Source organism: Kitasatospora sp. NPDC034023 (genome assembly GCF_055575795.1).
The window spans coordinates 396,467-420,524 of the sequence record NZ_JBVIRY010000003.1 but is presented as its reverse complement, the minus strand read 5'-3'; the positions used below and the strand labels follow the sequence as shown (position 1 = coordinate 420,524).

Below are 24,058 nucleotides of genomic sequence, written 5' to 3'. Positions count from 1 at the left end.
TCAGTCCTCCTGGTGGTGGGAAACGGGGGTGTCGCGGGCGGCCTCGGCGAGCCTGGCGGCCAGGACCGGTCCGATCTGGGCCAGCGAGCCGGGTTGGGTCATCCGGTTGTGCCGGGTGGTGATTTCGTGCGATTCGATCCGGCCGGTGATGTAGGGCTGCCAGATCTCGGGCCCGGCGTTGTCCTCGGTCCGGTCGATCGTGGAGTTGAAGAGCAGCAGGTCGCCGTCGAACCGCGCGGGGACGAAGTCGACCGCCAGCTGCGCGTTGTTGATCATGATCCGGACGATCACCTCGACCTGTCGCTCGTTCAGGCCGGCCAGCGCGCTGCCCCGCCGGTTCAGTACCTCGGCGACCTCGGCGTAGGTGATGTCCCGGTCGCCCAGCTCGTCCGGGTCGACGTCGAGCACCCCGACGAGCACGTCCCGCTCGGTGGGCACCGGCACCTCCTCGAACGTCACGTCCTTCACCGGATAGGCGTCGAGGATCGCCAGCAGTGCGGTGCGCTCGCCGCGTGACTGCAGCTCGCAGGCGAGCGCGTGGGCGATCAGCCCGCCGGCGGACCAGCCGAGCAGCAGGTACGGGCCCTGCGGCTGGATCTTCTGGACGTGGTCGGCGTAGTCGGCCGCCATCTCCTCGTAGGACGTCGGCAGCGGTTCGGGCCGGCCGAGGCCGCGCGCCTGGATCGCGTAGACGGGGTGCTGGGGGCCGACGTGGTTCAGCAGCCCGCTGTACGACCAGCTGATGCCGCCGCCGGGGTGAACGCAGAACAGCGGGGTGGCGGTCCCGGTCGAACGCAGCGGCAGCACCACGTCCAACGCGTCATCGGGGTCGTCCATGACCAGGCGTTCGGTGAGCCCGGCCACGGTCGGCGCCTCGAACAGCATGCGCAGTCCCAGCTCCAGGCCGAGGGTCTCGCGGACCCGGGAGGCCAGCCGGGCGGCGAGCAGCGAGTGCCCGCCCAGGTCGAAGAAGTTGTCGTCGATGCTCACCTGTTCCCGGCCGAGGACCTCGGCGAACAGGCCGCAGAGCAGTTGCTCCTGCGGCGTCCGGGGGCCGCGGCCGACGTCCGACACCCCGTACTCGGGGGTCGGCAGGGCGGCACGGTCGAGCTTGCCGTTGGCAGTCAGCGGCAGCGCTTCCACGGTGACGAACGCGGCCGGCACCATGTAGTCGGGCAGTTCGCGGCGCAGCCGGCCGGACAGCTCGCCCGCCTCGGGCGCGCCCTCGGGGGCGGGCACCAGGTAGGCGACCAGCCGCTTGTCGCCCGGCCGGTCCTCGCGGGCTACCACGGCCGCCTGGGCGACGCCCGGGCAGCCCGCGAGCACGGCCTCGATCTCGCCGGGCTCGATCCGCAGGCCGCGCAGCTTGACCTGGTGGTCGGCGCGTCCGGCGAACTCCAGCGTGCCTTCAGGCCGCCACCAGGCCAGGTCGCCGGTGCGGTACATCCGGCTCCCGGGCTGCCCGTAGGGGTCCGCGGTGAAGCGCTCCGCCGTCAGGGCGGCCCGGCCGTGGTAGCCGCGGGCCACCCCCACCCCGGCGAGGTACAGCTCGCCGACCATGCCCACCGGCAGCGGCCGCAGGCGGTCGTCGAGCACGTAGGCGCGCATGTTCGCCATCGGCCCGCCGATCGGCACGGACGCGGCATGCTCGGGGAGGGTGCGCACCGGGTGGCAGGTGGCCAGGGTGGTGGCCTCGGTGGGCCCGTAGCCGTTGACCACCTCGATGCCTGGGCAGGCGGCGAGCACCCGGGCGGCGGCGGCCGGGGAGACCACGTCGCCGCCGGTCCACACCTCCCGCACCCCCGCGAGCAGGCCGGGGCGCTCCTCGGCGACCAGCCGGAAGAGTCCGGCGGTGAGCCACAGTCCGGTGACACCGTGCGTGCTGATCGTGTGCTGGAGCAGGTCGAGGTCGAGTTGCCCGGGCGGTGCGACCACGATCCGGCCGCCGTTGAGCAGCGGCACCCACAGTTCGTAGGTCGAGAGGTCGAAGGCCGTCGGGGAGTGCATCAGCACCCGCTCGTGTCCGCCGCTGCGCCATTCGGGGGTCAGCGCGTGGCCCACCACGTCGCGGTGGGTGACGGCCACGCCCTTCGGCCTCCCGGTGGAGCCGGAGGTGTACATGATGTACGCCAACTGGCCGGGTTCGCAGCGGACGTCGATGGCGGACGGATCGGGCTCGGCCTGCTCCAGGGCGTCCAGCACCTCCCGGGTGAGCACCAGCGCGGCCCCGCTCTCCCGCAGGATCAGGTCGATCCTGGAGGAGGGGAAGCGCGAGTCCAGCGGCACGTAGGCGCCGCCCGCCTTGATGATCGCCAGGATCGCCGTGACCAGTTCCGCCGAGCGCTCCAGCAGTACCGCGACCGGCGTCTCCGGGCGGACGCCCTGGCCGACCAGTGCCCGCGCGAGCCGGTCGGACCGCTGGTCGAGCTCCCGGTAGGTCAGCTCGGTGCCACCCGCCACGACGGCCACCGCGTCCGGGGTGGCCCGCACCTGGCGGGCGAACAGCTCGGGCACCGCGGCCCGGGGCAGTTCGGCCGCCGTGTCGTTGAACCCGTACAGCAGTCGGTGGCGTTCCGCCTCGGACATGAGGTCGATCCGGCTGATCGGCCGGTCCGGGTCGGCGACCGCCGTGCGGAGCAACCGGGCCCAGCGGTCGAACAGCAGCTCCACGGTGGCCGCGTCGAACAGGTCGGTGGCGTACTCCACCGCGCCGACCAGGCCGTCGGGGTGGCCGTCCGGGCGGAACTGCTCGGCCAGGCTGAAGGTCAGGTCGACCCGGGAGGTGCCGGTCGGCGCCTCCAGGTGGCAGGTCTCCAGCCCCGGCAGCGCGAACTCGCCCAGCGGCGCGTTCTGCAGGGCCAGCATGATCTGGAACAGCGGGTGGCGGGCCAGCGACCGCGCCGGGTTGACCACCTCGACGAGGTACTCGAACGGCACGTCCTGGTGGTCGTACGCGGTGAGCGCCTTCTGCCTCACCCGGCCGAGCAGTTCGGCGAAGCCTGGGTCGCCGGCGGTGTCGGTGCGCAGCACCAGGGTGTTGACGAAGAAGCCGACGAGCTCGTCCAGCGCCTGGTCGGTACGGCCGGCGATCGGGCTGCCGATCGGGATGTCGGTACCGGCGCCGAGCCGGGTGAGCAGCGCGGCGAGGCCGGCCTGGAGCACCATGAACATGCTGGCGCCGCGTTCGGCGGCCAGGTCCCGTAGGGCCTGGTGCAGGTCGGCGTCCAGCCTGACCACGATCCGGTCGCCCAGCTGGGAGGCCACCGGCGGCCGCGGCCGGTCGGCGGGCAGCTGCAGCTGCTCCGGCATGCCGGTCAATTCATCCTTCCAGTAGGCCAGTTGACGGGCGAAGAGGCTGTCCGGGTCGGCGGCGTCGCCGAGCAGGTCGCGCTGCCAGCCGGTGTAGTCGGCGTACTGCACCGGCAGCGGGGTCCACTGCGGCTCCTCGCCCCGGCAGCGTGTCGCGTAGGCCGCCGCCAGGTCGCCGGAGAGCGGTCCCATCGACCAGCCGTCGGCGGCGATGTGGTGCACCACGACCAGCAGCGCGTGCCGGTCGGGGGCGATCGCGTACAGCTCCGCCCGGACGGGCGGCTCCGCGGCCAGGTCGAAGCCGCGCCGGGCCGTCTGCGCCAGCCGTTCGGCCAGCCGGCCCTCGTCGAGCTCGACCACCGGGAGCGCCGGGTACGCCTGCGCGGCGTCCAGCACGACCTGGTGGGGCATGCCGTCGGTCTCGCGGAAGACCGTCCGCAGGCTCTCGTGCCGGGCGACCACGTCCGCCAGCGCGGCGTGCAGGGCCGGCCGGTCGAGTTCGCCGGTCAGGCTCAGCGCGAGCGGCATGTTGTAGGTGGCGCTCGGCCCGTCCATCCGGTGCAGGAACCACAGGCGGCGCTGGGCGAAGGACAGCGGCACCCGGTCCGGGCGGGGCTGGGCGGTCAGCGCCGGCCGCACCGTGCCGGAGCCGTCCAGGCGGGCCGCCAGGGCGGCCACGGTCGGGGTCTCGAACAGTGTCCGGACCTCCAGTTCCGCGCCGAGGGTCGCCCGGACCCGGGAGGCCAGGCGGGTCGCCAGCAGGGAGTGCCCGCCGAGGTCGAAGAAGCTGTCCTCGACCCCGACCTGGGCCAGCCCGAGCACCTCGGCGAACAGTTCGGCGAGGAGCTGCTCCTGCGGGGTGCGCGGCGCCCGCCCGGCCACGGCCGGGCCGAGGTCGGGTACGGGCAGGGCACGGCGGTCGAGCTTTCCGCTGGCGGTCAGCGGCAGTGCGTCCAGCGCCACGAACGCCGACGGGACCAGGTAGTCGGGCAGCCGGTCCCGCAGCCAGTCGCGGAGTTCGCCGAGGAGGGCGCCGGTGCCCCGGCTGCCGGCCGGGCGGTTGGTCAGCGACGACAGCGCGGTGCCGGCCCGCCGCACCGGCCGGTAGGCCTCGACGGGTGCGTCCGCCGGTCCATCGGTGAAGAGCACGTCGAGGGCTTCGGGCGCGTCGGCGGACCAGGTGAGGTCCACCCGGCGGCCGAGCTCTCCGCCGAGGGCGTGCAAGTCCTCCGGGTCGGGCAGGTCGCCGTCGTCCGGGCCGTGCAGCCGCTCCAGTAGCCCGGCGAGCGTGCCGTCCCCGTTCCGCACCGCCCGGGCCAGCTCGGCCTCGCGTGCGACGCGGCGGTTCGGGACGCCGGTGAGGCGCACCGGGCCGGTGCCCGGTCGCCCGAGCAGTTCGCGCAGCTCGGCGAGGTCGGCGATGTCCCGGCCCCATGCCAGGTCCAGCGGCTGGGCCGGTAGGCCGGGCCGCTTGTGCAGCGTCACGTCGTAGCGGTAGCGGCTCAGTTCGTTGTGGTGCCGACCGCGCTTGACCTCCACAGCCACCGTGCCGATGTCCGTGCCGTGTTCCCTCAGGACCGTGAAGAAGTCCGGGTCGACCAGGAGCTCCTTCTCGACCCGGAGGGCCTGCTCCACGGCGCGGCGCACTGCGGCGAGGTCGGCGCCGTCCCCGGTCCGGTGCAACTGGACGGCCGTGGCCAGTGGGCGCAGCAGCCGTAGGTTGCGCACGTCGCCGATGAAGAGCGCGCCGCCCGGGGCGAGCAGCCGCATCAGCTTCCCGATCACGTCCGCGAGGTAGTCGGCCGACGGGAAGTACTGCACCACCGAGTTGATCACGATGGTGTCGAACTCCCGGGTCGGCAACCCGTCGGTGTCGTGCGCCGGGCGGGTCTGCAGCACCACCCGCTCGGCCAGGTCCTCCTCCCGGGCCACCTGGGCGGCCAGTGCGTCGATCGCGGTGGCGGAGAAGTCGGTCGCCCAGTAGGTCTCGCAGTGCGGCGCGACCTGCGAGAGCAGCAGACCGGTGCCGACGCCGACCTCCAGCACCCGGCGGGGGCGCAGGGCCAGGATGCGGGCGACGGTCGCGTCCCGCCACTCCCGCATCTGCTCGACCGGGATCGGGCCGGCGTCGTAGCTGCTGTTCCAGCCGACGAAGTTCTGGCCGAAGGCGGCTTCGTCGGGAGTGATGGGCAGGGCGTCGTAGATGCCCCGCCACTCGTCCACGTGGTCCGCTTCGACTCCGCTGTCCCGGAACGCCTCCTGGTGCGGGACGACGTAGCCGATCAGCCGGTCGTCCTGGGCGAGGACGGCGGCCCGGGCGACGGCGGGGTGCTCGGCCAGGGCCGACTCGACCTCGCCGGGCTCGACGCGGAAGCCGCGCACCTTCACCTGGTCGTCGGCCCGCCCGACGTACTCCAGCTGGCCGTCCGTGCGGAAGCGCGCCAGGTCGCCGGTACGGTACATGCGTTCGCCGTCCGCGCCGAACGGGCAGGCGACGAAGCGTCCAGCCGTCAGAGCCGGCCGGTTCAGGTAGCCGCGCGCCGGCCCCGCGCCGGCCACGTACAGCTCTCCGGGCACACCCGGCGGCACCGGCCGCAGTCGCTCGTCCAGCACGTACACCCGGGCGTTGGCGATCGGACGGCCGATCGGCGGCACACCCGCGGCCGGGGACAACGGATCGCTCATCGTCGCGCACACCGTCGTCTCCGTCGGACCGTACGCGTTGATCATCCGCCGGTCCGATGCCCAGCGTTCCACCAGCTCCGGCGGGCAGGCCTCACCGGCCACGACCAGGGTGGACACGGTCATCGAACCCTCGGGCAGGGCGGCCAGGACGGACGGCGGCACGGTCACGTGGGTGACGGCGAGCCCCGGGTCGGTCAGCGCGGCGACCGGGTCCGCCGCGGGCGGCAGCACCAACGCCGCGCCGCACAGCAGGGCGGTGTAGATCTCCGACACCGAGGCGTCGAAGCTGGGCGAGGCGAACTGGAGCACCCGGCTGCCGGGTTCGATCGCGAACCGCTCGATCTGGCCGGCGACCAGGCTCGCGACACCGCCATGGGCGACCACGACGCCCTTGGGGCGACCGGTCGAGCCCGAGGTGTAGATCACGTAGGCCGGGTGCCGGACGTCGAGGGCGACCTCCGGATCGGTGTCGGGCCACTCCGAGACGTCGGCTACCATCGCCGGATCGTCGACCACGACTGCCGGACGGGCATCGTCCAGCATGAACGCGATCCGCGCCTGCGGGTAGGCCGGATCCACCGGCAGGTACGCCGCCCCGGCCTTCAGCACGCCGAGGACGGCTACCACCGCTTCCACCGACCGCGGCAAGGCCACGGCCACCAGCTGCTCCGGACCGACCCCCCGGGCGATCAGCGCGTGCGCGAACCGGTTCGCCCGCGCGTTCAGCTCCCGGTACGTCAGCTCGACGTCGCCACGGACCAGCGCGACCGCATTCGGCGTCGCCGTCACCTGGGCGGCGAAGGCCTGCGGTACCGGGACGGCGCCCACGTCGCGGGCGGTCGCGTTGCCCCGTTCCAGCAGCCGGTGCCGCTCGTCGGCGTCGAGGAGGTCGATCCCCCCGATCGGCTGCTCCGGGTCGGCGGTGACGGCCTCCAGCAGGAGGGTCCAGCGCTGGGCCAGGGCTGCGACCGTCGAGCGGTCGAACAGATCGGTGGCGTACTCGACCGCGCCGACGATCCCGGCCGGGCTCCCGTCCGGACCGAACTCCTCGACCAGGCTCACCCCGAGGTCGAACTTGGCGGTTCCGGTGGCCACCGCGTAGGTGGTCACTTCCATCCCGGGCAGCGAGAACCGGCCCACCGGCGCGTTCTGCACGGCCAGGATCGTCTGGAACAACGGGTGGTGGGACAGCGAGCGGGCGGGGTTCAGCACCTCCACCAGGTGCTCGAACGGCACGTCCTGGTGCGCGTACGCCGACAGCGCCGTCTCCCGCACCCGCTCCAACAGCTCGGCGAAACTCGGATCACCACTCGTGTCGGTACGCAGCACCAGCGTGTTGACGAAGAACCCGACCAGCTCGTCCAGCGCCTCGTCCGTACGCCCCGCGATGGGACTCCCGATCGGGACGTCTGTTCCCGCGCCCAGCCGGGTGTACAGCGCCGCCAGTGCCGCCTGCAGCACCATGAACAGACTCGTCCCGGTGCGCCGCGCCAACTCCGTGAGGGCGACGTGCAGTTCGGGGTCGAGCTCCAGGCCGACGTGGTCCCCCTGCCAGCCGGCGACGGCCGGCCGGGGCCGGTCGGCGGGCAGCTGGAGCAGCTCCGGCAGGTCGGACAGCTGCCGCTTCCAGTAGTCGAGCTGCTCGGCGAACCGGCTCTGCGGGTCGGCGGCGTCGCCGAGCAGCTCGCGCTGCCACAGCGTGTAGTCGGCGTACTGCACCGGCAGGGCCGGCCCGCTGGGCGCGCGGCCCTCGCAGCGGGCCGCGTACGCCTCGGCCAGGTCACGGGCGAGCGGGCCGGTGGACCAGCCGTCCCCGGCGATGTGGTGCATCACCAGCAGCAGCACGTGCTCGTCCGGCGCGAGCGCGAACAGCTCCGCCCGAAGCGGCACTTCCGAGGTCAGATCGAAAGGCTGCCGGGCGAACTCGGCGAGCCGATCGAACAGTTCGGCCTCCGACACCTCCGTCAGCCGCGCCCGGGGCCGGGCCGCCGCCGGGTCCAGCACGCGCTGGCACGGCACGCCGTCGACCTCCGGGAACACCGTCCGCAGGCTCTCGTGCCGGGCCACCACGTCGGCCAGCGCCTCGTCCAGCGCCGCTCGGTCGAGCGTGCCGGTCAGTTGGAGTGCCAACGGGATGTGGTAGGTCGCGGCGCTGCCGTCCATGCGGTGCAGGAACCAGAGCCGTCGCTGGGCGAAGGACAGTGGCACCGTGTCCGGCCGCTCGTGCACGGTCAGCGCCGGGCGGGCGTGGCCCGCCCCGGCCAGTGCCTCGGCCAGGCCCGCCACGGTGGGCGCCTGGAACAGCGCGCGCAGCCCCAGCTCCACGCCGAGCACCGTACGCACCCGCGCGGCCAGCCGGGTGGCGAGCAGGGAGTGCCCGCCCAGGTCGAAGAAGTCCTCGTCGACCCCGACCCCGGACACGCCGAGCACCTCGGCGAACAGCTCGCAGAGGATCTGCTCCTGGGGGGTGCGCGGCGCCCGACCGACCTCGGCCGAGCCGAGGTCGGGAGCGGGCAGCGCTGCGCGGTCCAGCTTGCCGTTGGGGGTCAGCGGCAGCGCGTCCAGCACCGTGAACACGGCCGGCACCAGGTAGTCGGGCAGCCGGTGACGCAGGTGTGCCGCCAGCTCCGCGGGGCGGACGGCCGCGTCGGGACGGGCCGCCACGTAGCCGATGAGCCGGTCGTCCCGGGCCACGACAGCGGCCTGGGCGACGGCGGGGTGCTCGGCCAGCGCCGCCTCGACCTCGCCGAGTTCGACGCGGAAGCCGCGCACCTTCACCTGGTCGTCGGCGCGGCCGACGTACTCCAGCTCACCGTCCGCTCGTCGGCGCACCAGGTCGCCGGTGCGGTACATGCGGTCGCCGTCCTTGCCGAACGGGCAGGCGACGAACCGGCCGCCCGTCAGACCGGGCCGGTTCAGGTAGCCGCGCGCCAGCCCGGGGCCGGCGACGTACAGCTCCCCCGCCACACCCGGCGGCACGACGCGCAGCCGCTCGTCGAGCACGTACACCCGGAAGCCCGCGACCGGCCGGCCGATCGGCGGCACTCCCGGACCGGGCGACAGCGGGGCGCTCATCGTCGCGCACACCGTGGTCTCCGTCGGACCGTACGCGTTGATCATCCGGCGTCCGGGCGCCCACCGGGCCACCAGTTCCGGCGCACAGGCCTCACCCGCCACCACCAGCGTCGACGCGGTCACCGAGCCCTCCGGCAGGGCGGCCAGGGCGGAGGGCGGCAGGGTCACATGGGTGATGTCGAGCCCGCGGTCCGTCAGGGCCTCCAGCGGAGCCTCGGCCGGGGCCAGGACGAGAGTCGCGCCGGTGAGCACGGCACTGCACAGGTCCCAGAAGGACGCGTCGAAGTTGGGCGAGGCGAACTGGAGCACCCGGCTGCCCGGCGCCACGCCGAGCCGCTCGACCTGTGCCGCCACCAGGCCGGACACGCCGCTGTGGGTGACGGCCACGCCCTTGGGCCAGCCCGTCGAGCCCGAGGTGTAGATCACGTAGGCCGGGTGCCGGGCGTCCACCACGACAGCCGGATCGTCCTCCGGCCGGTCCCCCTCGACCACCATCGCGGGGTCGTCGACCACCACCGCCGGACGGGCATCGTCGAGCATGAACGCGATCCGGGCGGCAGGGTACGCCGGGTCCAGCGGCAGGTACGCGGCCCCGGCCTTCAGGGTGCCCAGGGCCGCCACCACCGACTCCACCGACCGCGGCAGCGCCACCGCCACGACCCGCTCCGGGCCGACACCGCGAGCGATCAGCGCGTGCGCGAACCGGTTCGCCCGGGAGTTCAACTGCCGGTACGTCAACTCCACATCACCGCAGACCAGAGCGACCGCATCCGGCGCCGCCGCCACCCGCGCCGCGAACAGCTCCGGCAGGCTCGCCGCGTCCGCCGCGCCGTCGACGGCGGGCAGCAGCTCGCGTCGCTCCTCGGCGGAGAGCAGGTCGATCCCGCCGATCGGCAGGTCCGGGGCGGCGGTGACCGCGGCCAGCAGCCTGGTCCAGCGGGCGGCCAGGGCCTCGACCGTCGAGCGGTCGAACAGGTCGGTGCTGTACTCGACCGCGCCGCTGAGTCCGGCCGGCGCGCCGTCGGGTCCGTGCTCCTCCGCGAAGCCGAAGGTCAGGTCGAGCCGCGCGGTCCCGGTGAGCACGGTCACCCCGGAGACCAGGAGACCCGGCAGCTCGAAGTCACCTCCCGGCGTGTTCTGCACGACCAGCCCGGTCTGGAACAGCGGGTGGTGCGACGGCGAGCGGGACGGGTTCAGCACCTCCACCAGGTGCTCGAACGGCACGTCCTGGTGGGCGTACGCCGACAGCGCCGTCTCCCGCACCCGCTCCAACAGCTCGGCGAAGCTCGGATCACCACTCGTGTCGGTGCGCAACACCAGCGTGTTGATGAAGAACCCGACCAGCTCGTCCAGTGCCTCATCGGTCCGCCCCGCGATCGGACTCCCGATCGCGATGTCCGTTCCCGCGCCCAGCCGGGTGTACAGCGCGGCGAGCGCGGCCTGCAGCACCATGAACAGGGTCGCACCCGAGCTGCGCGCCAACCCCACCAGCGCGGTGTGCAGTTCGGCATCGATCCGCAGTTCCAGCAGCTCACCGCCGTACGACATGGTGGCCGGGCGTGGCCGGTCGGCAGGCAGCTGCAGTTGCTCGGGCAGACCCGCCAGCTCCTCCGTCCAGTAGGTGACCTGGCGAGCGAACGGGCTGTCGGTGTCCTGCTCGTCGCCCAGGATCTCGTGCTGCCACAGGGTGTAGTCGCTGTACGTCACCGGCAGTGGCGGCCACACCGGCGCCACGCCACCCTGCCGGGCGGTGTAGGCGGTGGCCAGGTCGCGGGCCAGCGGGCCCATGGACCAGCCGTCCCCGACGATGTGGTGCATGACCAGCAGGAGCACGTGCTCGTCGGTCTTCTCGGCGACCGCGAACAGTTCCGCCCGCACCGGAACTTCCGAGGTCAGGTCGAAGCCGCGCACCGCCGCCTCTCGAAGCAGGACGGGCAGCTCCGCCTCGCCGGCCGCGCGCACGGTCAGCGGAACGGCGACCTTGTCGGTGTCCAGCACCCGCTGGTGCGGAATTCCGGCGATGTGTGGGAAGACCGTGCGCAGGGTCTCGTGCCGGGCCACCACGTCCGCGAGCGCGGCGCTCAGTGCAGCCCGGTCGAGGTCGCCGGTCAGCCGTAGGGCCAGCGGCATGTGGTAGGTGGCGCTCGGCGCCCCGAACTGCTGGAGGAACCACAGTCGGCGCTGGGCGAACGACAGTGGCATCGGCTCGCGGCGGGGCCGGGGTACCAGGGCCTGCCGTGCGGAGGCGGCGGCGTGCAGCCCGGCCGCCAGCCCGGCGGGTGTCGGGGTGCGGAACAGGTCGCGCAGCTCCAGTTCGACCCCGAGGGTCGCCCGGACCCGTGACACCAGCCGGGTGGCGAGCAGGGAGTGCCCGCCCAGGTCGAAGAAGTCCTCGTCGACCCCGGCCTGCGGCAGGCCCAGCACCTCGGCGAACAGCTCGCACAGGATCTGCTCCTGCGGGGTGCGCGGCGCCCGGCCGCCGGTCGGGCCCGTCGGCTCGGGCGCGGGCAGCGCGGCGCGGTCCAGCTTGCCGTTGGGCGTCAGCGGCAGCGCGTCCAGCAGGACGAACGCGGACGGCACCAGGTAGTCCGGCAGCCGCTCGCGCAGGTAGGCCGCCAGTGCCGCCGTGGTGGCCGGCTCCTGCGTCGAGGGCACCGCATACGCGACGATCCTGGTCTCGCCCCGGTCCTCGCGGGCGAGCACGGCCACCCGGGCGACGCCCGGGTGGCCCGTCAGCTCCGCCTCGATCTCCCCGGGCTCGATCCGGAACCCGCGCACCTTCACCTGGTGGTCCACCCGTCCGGCGAACTCCAGCTCGCCGTCGGCGCGCCAGCGGACCAGGTCGCCGGTGCGGTACATCAGCGAGCCCGCCGGCCCGTACGGATTGGCGACGAAGCGCCCGGCGGTCAGCCCGGGCCGGCTCAGATAGCCACGGGCCAGCCCCGTCCCGGCCAGGTACAGCTCGCCCAGCACCCCGGCTGCCACCGGCCGCAGGGCCGAGTCCAGCACGTAGGCCTGGCAGTTGGCGATCGGGCGGCCGATCGGTACCGGCAGCGGGCAGTCCGCCGGATCGGCCGGCAGCGGGTAGGCGGTGATCACATGGGTCTCGGCGGGACCGTAGTGGTTGTGCAGCACCCGGCCCGGACGGCGGGCCTGGAAGCGGCGCACCGCACCGCCGAGGCGCATCGCCTCACCGGCCTGGGCGACCAGCCGCAGGCTCGGCAGCTCCAGCCCGGCCTCCTCGGCGGCCTCGGCCAGCGCCTCGACCACCAGGTTGGGCGCGAACAGCTCGCCGACCTCGTGCCGGTCCAGCCAGTGCGCGAACAGCTCGGCGCTGCGGCGCTGCTCCTCGGTCGGCACCACCAGGGTCTTGCCGTACAGCAGCGCGGAGAGCACCTCCTGCACCGAGACGTCGAAGCTGATCGCGGTGAACTGCGCGGTGCGGGTGCCGGGTTCGCCACCGACGGCCTCGTGGTGCCACGCCAGCAGGTTCAGCAGCCCGGCTGCGGGCATCACCACGGCCTTGGGCCGGCCGGTGGAGCCGGAGGTGTAGATCACGTAGGCCGGGTGCCGCGCGTCCACGACGACGGCCGGATCGTGCTCCGGCCACTCCCCGGCCGGGGGGACCGCCGCGAGGTCGCCCAGGGCGACGGCCGGCCGCGCGTCCTCCAGCATGTACGCGATGCGGGCGGCCGGGTAGTCCGGGTCGATCGGCAGGTAGGCAGCACCCGTCTTGAGCACCGCGAGGACGGCGACCACCAGCTCCGGCGAGCGCGGCAGCCGCAGGGCGACGACCTGCTCCGGGCCAGCTCCGCGCGCGATCAGCGCGTGCGCCAGCTGGTTGGCCCGGCGGTTCAGCTCGCGGTAGGTCAGCACGGTGTCCTCGAACACCACCGCCTCGGCCTCCGGGGTCGCCCGGACCTGCGCCTCGAACCGGGCCGACAGGCCCTCCACGGGAACCGGGCGGGCGGTCTCGTTACGCGCCACCAGCAGCTCGTGCCGCTCCTCGGCGGTGAGCACGTCGATCCGGCTGAGCGGCCGGTCCGGCTCGGCGACCACCGCCGCCAGCAGCCGCAGCCACCGGGCGACCAGGGCCTCCACCGTGGCGTGGTCGAACAGGTCGGTGCTGTACTCCACCCGCCCGACGATGCCCTCGGCCGGCCCACCGGTGCCGCCGCGCTCCAGCAGGTGGAAGCCGAGGTCGAACATCGCCGTCGGCGTCCGCACCAGGACGATCTCGGCGCTCAGACCGCTCAGCGTGAACTCGGTGCGTGGCGTGTTCTGCAGCGCGAGCAGCACCTGGAACAGCGGCTGGCGGGCCGGCGACCGGGACGGGTTGAGGGCCTCGACGACGTGCTCGAACGGCAGGTCCTGGTGCGCGTACGCGCCGAGCGCGCCCTCCCGGACCCGGCCCAGCAGCTCGGCGAAGCTCGGGTCGCCGCTCGTGTCCGTACGGAGCACCAGGGTGTTGACGAAGAACCCGACGAGGTCGTCCAGCGCCTGGTCGGTCCGCCCGGCGATCAGGCTGCCGACCGGGATGTCGTCGCCCGCGCCGAGCTTGTCCAGCAGCGCCGCCAGCGCGGCTTGGAGCAGCATGTGGACGCTGGCCCCGTTCTCCCGGCCCAGGCGCAGCAGCGCACCGTGCAGCTCCGCGTCCAGATCGATCGCCAGCTGCCCGCCCTCGTACGAGGTGGTCGCCGGGCGCGGCCGGTCGGCGGGCAGCCGGATCTGCTCGGGAAGGCCGGCCAGCCGCTCCGTCCAGTAGGCAGACTCCCGGGCGAACAGGCTGGTGGGATCGTCGCGGTCCCCGAGCAGCCGGTCGTGCCAGAGGGTGTAGTCGGCGTACTGCACCGGCAGCGGCGCCCACCGCGGTTCCTCGCCCCGGCGGCGGGCCGCGTATGCGGTGGCCAGGTCGGCGGCCAACGGACCCAGCGACCAGCCGTCACCGGCGATGTGGTGCATCACCAGCAGCAGCACGTGCTCGTCGGCGGAGAGCGCGAACAGCTCGGCGCGCAGTGGCGGTTCGGCCGCGAGGTCGAAGCCGCGCCCAGCGGCCTCGGTCAGCAGCTCGGTCAGGTCCGTCTCGTCAGTGGGGATCACAGGCAGCTGCGGCGGTACGTCTCCGGCGCCCAGAATCTGCTGGTACGGCACGCCGTCCAGCGCTGGAAAGACCGTGCGCAGGGTCTCGTGCCGGTCGACGACGTCGCCCAGCGCCGCCTCCAGGGCCGTCAGGTCCAGCGGTCCCGAGAGCCGCCAGGCGAGCGGCATGTTGTAGACCGAGTCCGCGCCCTCCAACTGGCGCAGGAACCACAGCCTCCGCTGAGCGGACGACAGTGGCACCAGCGCGGGCCGCTCCGCCTGCCCCAGGGCGAGCCTGGCCCGGCCCGCGCCACCCAGGCCGGCGGCCAGCCCGGCCACCGTCGGCGTCTCGAAGAGGGCGCGAAGCTCCAGTTCCACCCCGAGGGTCGCTCGTGCCCGGGCGACCAGGCGGGTGGCGAGTAGGGAGTGTCCGCCGAGTTCGAAGAAGTCGTCGTCGGCCCCGACCTCGGACACGCCGAGCACCTCGGCGAACAGCTCTGCGAGGACCCGCTCCTGCGGGGTGCGCGGGGCCCGGCCGGTCCGCGCCGCGCTGTGGACGGGTGCGGGCAGCGCACGCCGGTCCAGCTTGCCGGTGGCCGTCAGCGGCAGGCTCTCCAGGAGCACGAAAGCGGCCGGGACCATGTAGTCCGGCAGCCGCTCGCGCAGGTGTGCCCGCAGCTCGTCCGGTCGGACTTCCGCCCCGGCGACGGACACCGGATAGGCGACCAACCGCACGTCCCCTGCCCGGTCCTCCCGGACGGTCACCGCGACCTGGGCGACCTGCGGGTGTTCCTCCAGCGCCGCCTCGATCTCGCCGAGTTCGATCCGGAAGCCGCGCACCTTGACCTGGTCGTCGGTCCGGCCGAGGAACTGCAGGTTCCGGTCCACGCCCCAGCGCACCAGGTCGCCGGTGCGGTACATCCGCGAACCGCTCGGACCGAACGGGTCCGCCAGGAACCGTCCGGCGGTGAGTCCCGGCCGGTTCAGGTAGCCGCGGGCCAGGCCCGCTCCGGCGAGGTACAGCTCACCCGCCACACCCACGGGCACCGGCTGCAGGGTGCTGTCGAGGACGTACAGCCGGATGCCCCCGAGCGGCCGGCCGATCACCGGGCGCGGACTCGATGCCAGCGCCGCGACGACCGCGTCCACCGTGCACTCGGACGGCCCGTAGTAGTTCAGGCAGGTGACTCCTTCGACCGCCCGCAGCCGCTCCCACAGCTGGTCCGGAACGGCCTCCCCGCCCATCGAGACCACCGCCGGGCGACGCCCCGGGTCGTCCAGGAGCCCCCGCGCGACAAGGACCTGGAGGTAGGACGGGGTGGCGTTGACGTAGTCCAGCCCGGCGCGTGCCACGTAGTCGACGAAGGCGTCCGGGTCGGACCAGGTCGCCTCGTCCAGGACGTGCAGTTCGTGGCCCGCGTACAGGCTGGACATCTGATCGCAGGAGGCGTCGAACGACACGGAGGTGGTCAGTCCGATGCGCAACCGCTCCCTCGTCCCCTGGGGGAAGAGCAGCGGACGCTGGCTGACGAAAAGGTTGAGCAGGCCGCCGTGGGTCGACTCCACACCCTTGGGCCTGCCGGTGGAGCCAGAGGTGTAGATCACGTAGGCCGGATGCCTCGGGTCGATGGCCACCAGGGGGTCCGTCGCCGGGCAGCCGGCCACCAGGGCAGCCGTCTCCGGGTCGTCGAGCACCAGCCATCCGGCCGGACCGGCCTCCGGCAGTCGGCCCCGGGTCCGGACGTCGGTCACCGCCAGCACCGGGCCGGCATCGTCGAGCATGTGCCCGATCCGCGCGGCCGGGTACTCGGGATCGACCGGAACATAGGCCGCCCCGGTCCGCAGCACCGCGAGGATCGCGACCACCAGCTCGGCCGACCTCGGCAGAGCAACCGCCACCAGCCGCTCCGGCCCCGCGCCCCGCGCGATCAGCGCGTGCGCCAGCCGGTTCGCCCGCGCGTCCAACTCCGCGTACGTCAGCGAGACGTCCCCGCACACCAACGCCACCAGCTCCGGCGTTGCGCGCACCTGCGCCCGGAACAGCTCCGGCACGCTCGCGGCCGGACGCTCCACCGCCGGGCCGGTGCCCAGCGCCGTCAACTCACCGCGCTCCTCGGTGGTGAGCAGACCGAACCGGCTGAGCCGCCGCCGCGGATCGGCGACCGCGGCGCGGAGCAGCCGCTCCAAGCGCCCGATCATCGTCTCGACGGTGGCCGGGTCGTACAGGTCGCTGGTGTACTCGACGAAGGCGTCGATCCCTTCGGGGGTGCCGTCCTCCGCGTGCCGCTCGACCATGGTGAAGATCAGGTCGAGCTTGGCGGTGGTCGAGGTCGACGGCACGTCCTCGACGTCCAGTCCGGGCGGCGCGAAGTCGGCGCGGGGTGCGTTCTGCAGCACCAACATGACCTGGAACAGCGGGTGGTGTGCCAGCGATCGCGCCGGGTTCAGGATCTCGACCAGGTACTCGAACGGAAGGTCCTGGTTGGCGTAGCCGGCCAGCGCGGTGTCCCGGACCCGGCCGAGCAGCTCGGCGAAGGTCGGATCGCCCGAGGTGTCGGTACGGAACACCAGGGTGTTGACGAAGTAGCCGACCAGCTCGTCCTGTGCCTGGTCGCTCCGGCCCGCGACCGGACTGCCGACCGGGATGTCGTCGCCCGCGCCGAGCTTGCTCAACAGCGCCGCCAGCCCCGCCTGGAGCACCATGAACAGACTGGTCCCGTGCACGCGGGCGAGCTCGCGCAGGCCGCGGTGCAGGTCGGCGTCCAGCCCGGCGCGCACGGAGCCGCCCCGGTGCGAGGAGACCGCCGGGCGGGGCCGGTCGGTGGGCAGCTCGATCCGCTCCGGCAGACCGGCCAGCCGGCGGGTCCAGTAGACCGCCTGGCCGGCGAACAGGCTGTCCAGGTCGGAGGAGTCACCTAGCAGTTCGTGCTGCCAGAGGGTGTAGTCGGCGTACTGGACCGGCAGCTCCTCCCACTGCGGCGCCTCACCGCGGCAGCGCGCCGCGTAGGCGACGGCCAGGTTCTGCGTGAGCGGGCCCAGCGACCAGCCGTCGCCCGCGATGTGGTGGAGCACCAGCTGGAACACGTGCTCGTCCGCTGCCAGCTCGAACAGCTCGACTCGCAGCGGAACGTCGACCGCCAGGTCGAATCGGTGGGCCTTCGCCTCCGCCATGACGGCCGGCAGTTCGGCCTCGGTGGTCCACCTCACGAGCAGGCGCGGGCTGGCTGCCACGACGTCCAGCACCTGCTGGTGCGGCACGCCGTCGACCGCCGGGAAGACGGTGCGCAGACTCTCGTGCCGCGCCACGACGTCCGCCACGGCGGCCTCCAGGGCCCGCCGGTCCAGGTCCCCGGACAGCCGCCAGGCGAGGGAGATGTGGTAGTTCGCGCTGGCACCCTCCAACTGGTGCAGGAACCAGAGCCGCCGCTGCGCGAACGACAGCGGGATCACCTCGGGGCGCTCCCGCCGTGCCAGGGCGGGCTGCGCCGGTCCGGCCGCCACCAGGGCGGCGGCCAGGCCGGCCGGGGTCGGCGCCTCGAACAGGGTGCGCAGCGGCATCTCCACGCCGAGCGTCGCGCGGATCCGGGCGGCCAGGCGGGTGGCCAGCAGGGAGTGGCCGCCGAGGTCGAAGAAGCCGTCCTCGACGCCGGCCGACGCCACGCCCAGGACCTCGGCGAACAGCTCGCAGAGGACCTGCTCCTGCGGGGTGCGCGGTACGCGGGCGATGGCCGCCGGGGTGAGGTCGGGGGCCGGCAGGGCCCGGTGGTCCAGCTTGCCGTTGGCGGTCAGTGGCAGCGCGTCCAGCACGACGAACGCCGAGGGCACCATGTACTCCGGCAGCCGCTCGGCCAGGTGGCCGCGTAGCTCGGCCGGGCGCGGCGCGGCTCCGGCGGTCGGGACCAGGTACGCGACCAGCCGGGTGTCGTCGGCACGGTCCTGCCGGGCCAGCACGGCGACCTGGGCGACGCCCGGGTGCGCGGCGAGCGCCGCCTCGATCTCGCCGAGTTCGATGCGGAAGCCGCGCACCTTCACCTGCTGGTCGGCCCGGCCGACGTAGCGCAGGCCGCCGTCGGCGGTCCGGCGCACCACGTCGCCGGTGCGGTACATCCGGGAGCCGGCCGGGCCGAACGGATCCGCGACGAACCGCCCGGCGGTCAGGCCGGGCCGGTTCAGGTAGCCGCGGGCCAGACCGGGGCCCGCGACGTACAGCTCGCCGGCGACGCCCGGGGCCACCGGGCGCAGGCCACCGTCGAGCACGTACGTGCGCAGGTCCGGCAGGGCCGTGCCGATCTGCCCGGTGGCGTTGCCGGAGGCGTCGAGCGCCGCGTGGGTGACGTGCACGGTGGTCTCGGTGATGCCGTACATGTTGACCAACCGCGGGGCGTCCTCCGCGCGCCGCTCGTACCAGTCGGCGAGCCGGGAGTGCTCCAAGGCCTCGCCACCGAACACCACCGTGCGCAACACGAGTTCACGGCTGGTGTCCGGCGCCTCGGCATCCGCCTGCATCAGCTGGTAGAAGGCGGAGGGCGTTTGGTTGAGGACGGTCACCCGCTCGCGGGCGAGGAGCTCCAGGAACCGGCCGGGCGAGCGGCTGGTCTCGTGGTCCACGACCACCAGCCGGCCGCCGCGCAGCAGCGGGCCCCACAGCTCCCACACCGAGAAGTCGAAGGCGTAGGAGTGGAACAGCGTCCAGACGTCCTCGGCGGTAAAGCCGAACAGGTCCTCCGTGGTCCGGAACAGCCGCACCACGTTCCGGTGCGGGACCACGACTCCCTTGGGGTCGCCCGTGGAGCCGGAGGTGTGGATGACGTAGGCCGCCTGACCGGGATCGACCGCGACCCGCGGGTCGGTGTCCGGCTGTCCGTCCAGGTCGGCGGTGTCCAGCAGCAGCCGGTCCACGCCGTCCGGGGCCGGCAGCTCGCCGGCCGCGCCGGTCGTCACCAGCAGCGCGGGCCGACCGTCCTGGAGCAGGTAAGCGATCCGGGCGGCCGGGTACCGCGGGTCGACCGGGAGGTACGCGCCGCCTGCCTTCAGCACGGCGAGCACCGCCACGACCTGCTCTGCCGAGCGGGGCAGGGCCAGCGCCACGAGCTGCTCCGGGCCCACCCCCCGGTCGATCAGGGCGTGCGCCAGCCGGTTCGCGCGGGCGTTCAACTCCCCGTAGGTCAGGGTGACTTCGCCGTCCGTGAGGGCGACGGCGGCCGGGGTCGCCCGCACCTGCCGCTCGAACAGCGCGGTCAGGCCGCTGTCCGGATACTCCTCGCCCTGGTCGGTGCGAGCCGGGAGCAGCGCGCCGAGCTCCTCGGCGGACAGCAGGTCCACCCGGCCGATCCGCCCGCCGGGGTCGGCCACCACGGCACGCAGCAGCCGCAGCCACCGCTCGACGATCCCGGCCGCGGTGGCCGCGTCGAACAGGTCGGTGCTGTACTCCACCACGCCCGACAGGCCGTCCTCGCCGGGCTGTTCGGCCAGGATGAAGGTCAGGTCACACTTGGCCGTCCCGGTGTGGACCAGGTCGGTCGCCACCCGCAGCCCCGGCAGGTCGAAGGCGCCGAGCGGCGCGTTCTGCAGGGTGAGCATGGTCTGGAACAGCGGGTGGTGCGCCAGCGTCCGGGTCGGGTTCAGCGCCTCCACCAGGTACTCGAACGGCACGTCCTGGTGCGCGTACGCGGCCAGCGCGTCCGCGCGTACCCGGCCGAGGAGTTCGGTGAACGACGGGTCGCCGGAGAGGTCGGTGCGCAGCACCAGGGTGTTGACGAAGAAGCCGACCAGCTCGTCCGCCGCCTCGTCGGTGCGCCCGGCGATCGGGGTCCCGATCGGGACGTCGCTGCCTGCGCCGAGCTTGCCCAGCAGTGCGGCCAGTCCGGCCTGGAGCACCATGAAGAGGCTGGCCCCGCCGTCGCGGGCGAGCGCGCGCAGGCCCTGGTGCAGCTCGGCGTCGATCCGCACCGGCAGGTGGGCGCCCCGGTAGGACATCGCGGCCGGCCGGGGCCGGTCGAACGGCAGCTCCACCTGCTCCGGAAGGTCCGCCAGCTGCTCGCGCCAGTAGGCGAGTTGGCTGTTCAGCAGGCTGCCCTGGTCGGTGCCGTCGCCGAGCAGCTCCCGCTGCCAGAGGGCGTAGTCGGCGTACTGGACGGGCAGCGGCGACCACTCCGGCTTGCCGCCCTCGGCGCGGGCCGCGTAGGCGGTCGTCAGGTCCCGCGAGAGCGGCCCCATCGACCAGCCGTCACCGGCGATGTGGTGCACCACCAGCAGCAGCACGTGCTCCTCGGCCGCCAATCGGAAGAGTTCGGCGTGCAGCGGCGGTTCCTCGGCGAGATCGAACCCGTACCGGCCCGACTGCGCCAGCCGCTCCGATAGCTCGCGTTCGCCGAGCTCCGTCACCCGCAGCCGCGGCCGGGCCTCGTCGGGGTCCAGCACCCGTTGGCAGGGCACGCCGTCGACCGTCGGGAAGACGGTGCGCAGGCTCTCGTGCCGCTCGACCAGGTCCCCCAGCGCGGTTTCCAGGGCCCGCTGGTCCAGGCTTCCGGACAGCCGCAGAGTCAGCGGGATGTTGTAGGTGGCGCTCGGGCTGTGACTCGCCCGCTCGCCGGACTCCATGCGGTGCAGGAACCACAGCCGTCGCTGCGCGAAGGACAGCGGGACGGTCACCGGCCGCTCGCGCCGCCCCAGCGCCGGGCGCGCCCGGCCCGCGACGTCCACGGCCGCCGCCAGTTCCGCCACCGTCGGCGCGTCGAACAGGTCGCGCAGCCCCAGCTCCACGCCCAGCACCGACCGGGCCCGGGCGACAAGCCGGGTGGCCAGCAGGGAGTGCCCGCCCAGGTCGAAGAAGCTGTCGTCCAGCCCGGGCTCGGACACCCCGAGCACCTCGGTGAACAGCCCCACCAGCAGGTGTTCGGTCGCGGTGCGCGGAGCACGGCCCGGCGCGGCGGGCTGCCGCTCGGGCGCCGGGAGGGCCCGCCGGTCGAGCTTGCCGTTCGGGGTCAGCGGCAGCGCGTCCAGCAGCACGTACGCGGCCGGCACCATGTGGCGGGGCAGCCGGTCCCGCAGGTGGTCGCGCAGGGCGGTGTCGGTCACGGTGGTGCCGGGCTCGGGCACCGCGTAGGCGACCAGCCGGGGTTCCTGCTCGGTGCGCACCAGCACGGCGGCCCGGGCGACCTGCGGATGCTCGGCGAGGACGGCCTCGATCTCGCCCGGCTCGAGCCGGAAGCCGCGGATCTTCACCTGGTCGTCGGTGCGGCCGAGGAACTCCAGGTTGCCGGACGCGTCCCAGCGCACCAGGTCCCCGGTGCGGTACATCCGCGATCCGACCGGCCCGAACGGGTCGGCGACGAAGCGCCCGGCGGTCAGGCCGGGCCGGTTCAGGTAGCCGCGGGCGAGGCACGCGCCCGCGAGGTACAACTCACCCGCCGCACCGGCCGGCAGCGGCCGCAGGGCGCTGTCGAGCACGTACAGCCGGGCGTTGGTGGCCGGCCGGCCGATGACCGGGCGCGGGCTCGAATCCAGGGACGCGATCACCGGGTTGACGGTGCACTCGGACGGCCCGTAGAGGTTGAGGCAGGACACCCCCTCGGCCGCCCGCAGCTGTTCCCACAGCTGCTCCGGGATGGCCTCGCCGCCCGCCGCGACCAGCGCCGGGCGCCACTGCGGGTCGCGCAGCAGCCTGTGGGCGACGAGGACGTGCAGGTAGGACGGGGTGGCTTCGATGTAGTCCAGTCCGCAGCGTGCCGCGTAGCGGACGAAGGTATCGGGGTCGGTCCAGGTCGCGTGCTCCAGGACGTGCAGCTCGTGGCCTGCGAACAGGGCGAGCAACTGGTTCCACGACGCGTCGAACGACACCGACGTGGTCAGGGCCACCCGCAACCGCTGCCGCTCCCCGAGCACCGGCGCGAAGCGCGCCTGTCGCAGGTCGGTGAGCAGGTTGAGCAGGCCGCCGTGGGTCGGTGCCACGCCCTTGGGTCGTCCGGTGGAACCGGACGTGTAGATGACGTACGCCGGGTGCCGCGGATCGATCGCCGCGGCCGGATCCACCGCCGGAGATCCCGCCACCAGGGCAGCCGTCTCCGGGTCGTCGAGCACCAGCCGGTCGACGGGACCGCCGTCGGGCAGGCGCTCCCCGCTGCGGGAGTCGGTGATCACCAGGGCCGGCCGGGCGTCGTCGAGCAGGTACGCGATCCGGGCGGTCGGGTACTCGGGGTCGACCGGGACGTACGCGGCGCCGGTCTTCAGCACCGCGAGGATTGCCACCACCAGCTCCACCGAGCGCGGCAGGGCCACCGCCACCAGCCGCTCCGGGCCGGCTCCCCGGGCGATCAGGGCGTGCGCCAGTCGGTTCGCCCGCGTGTCCAGCTCCGTGTACGTCAGCGAGACGTCTCCGCACACCAGCGCGACCAGGTCCGGGGTCGTCCGCACGTGCTCCCGGAACAGCTCCGGCAGGCTCTCGGACGGGGCCGGCGCCACCGGGCCGGTGCCGACGGCCGACAAGTCGTCGCGCTCCTCGGCCGTGAGCAGCTCGATCCGGCCCACCGGCTCGTCCTGTTCGCAGTCCGCGAGGGTGTCCAGCAGCGCGAGGAGCCACTGCTGGTGCGCGGCGAGGTCGTCGGGGCCGTACGCCTCCGGCGAGCCGTGCAGCCGGAGCAGCGGCGGGTTGCCGTCCCGGTAGTCGAAGACCCAGACGGCGAGGTCGGTGGTCGACCCGGACACGAAGTGGTGCACGGAGGCCGGGTGCCCGGCGAAGCTCGGCCTGGAGTTGAAGGCCATGATGTTGACGATCAGCGGGAACGCCGTCCCGATGCCGCCCGGGGCGCCGAGGTCGCGCAGCAGGTCCTCGCTGCGGTAGCGCTCGTGGGCGACGGCCGTCTCGACCTCCCGCGCCGCCTGGGCGACGAGTTCGCGCCACGGCATGTCGGGTCGCACGGTCAGCCGCAGCGGCACCACGTTGGACAGGGTGCCCGGCACCGACATCAGGTCGCGGTCGGCGCCCCGGCGGGCGGTGACGGGCATGGCGAGCACCACGTCCTGGTTGCCGGTCAGCCGGTGGGCGTAGAGCGCCGTCGCCGCGATCAGCAGCCGGGACCACCGGACGCCGGAACGGCCCGCCGCCGCCCGCAGGGCGTCCGGGCGGAGCAGTTCCCGCTCCTCGGCCAGGCGGAGAGCGCCGTGCGGGTCGGTTGCGGAGGTGTCGGTGAGCCGGGTCGGGGCGGGCAGGTCGGCGAAGCGTCCGGTCCAGTAGGCACGGTCGGCGGCGAAGTCGGTGGACGCGCGGTAGGCGGCGTCGCTGTCGACCAGGTCCCGTAGCGAGCCGAACGGGCACGGCGGTACGGCGCCGCCCTCGGCGAGCGCCGAGTACACTTCGCCGACCCGCTGCCGGAGCATGGAGCTGCTGATCGCGTCCAGCACCACGTGGTGGTAGTTCAGGTACCAGAGGAATTCCGTCGGCGACGCCTTGATCAGCGCGTGGCCGAACAGCGGGTCCCGGGTGAGGTCCAGCGGGCGCAGCAGGTCCCGCTCCATCCACTCCACGGCCGCCGCGCGGGGGTCGGGCTCCCCGCTGAGGTCGAGGTGCGCGGGTGTCCAGTCCCAGCTCTCCCGGAGGACCTGGCGCGGGCCGTCGCCGTCGTCGACGAAGGTCACGTGCAGGGCGTCGACCTCGTCGACGACCCGGCGCAGCGCGGTCTCGAACAGCTCCCGGTCCACCGGCCCGTGGATCTCCAGGCACTCGCCGACGCGGTAGCCCGGGATCGGCGTCCGGGAGCTCTGCTCGGCGAGCCAGATCTCGCGCTGGGCGGCTGTCAGGGGAAGGGCGTCGCCGTCGCGACGGGACATGGGGGTACCTCCGAAGGTGTGGGCAGGCATGTGGGCAGGGCGCGCCGGGCGCCGCCGACCGCGGTGTCGTCACGCGGTCGGCGGG

Annotated in this window: 1 protein-coding gene; it reads right to left on the bottom strand. The window is 73.9% G+C overall.

All coding sequences use genetic code 11. The features are described 5' to 3' along the window. Entirely contained in the window at positions 1-23,973 is a 23,973-nt protein-coding gene (locus tag ACZ52R_RS06785; protein WP_465752970.1) for a non-ribosomal peptide synthase/polyketide synthase, read from the bottom strand. Between the last annotated feature and the right edge of the window lie 85 nt (positions 23,974-24,058).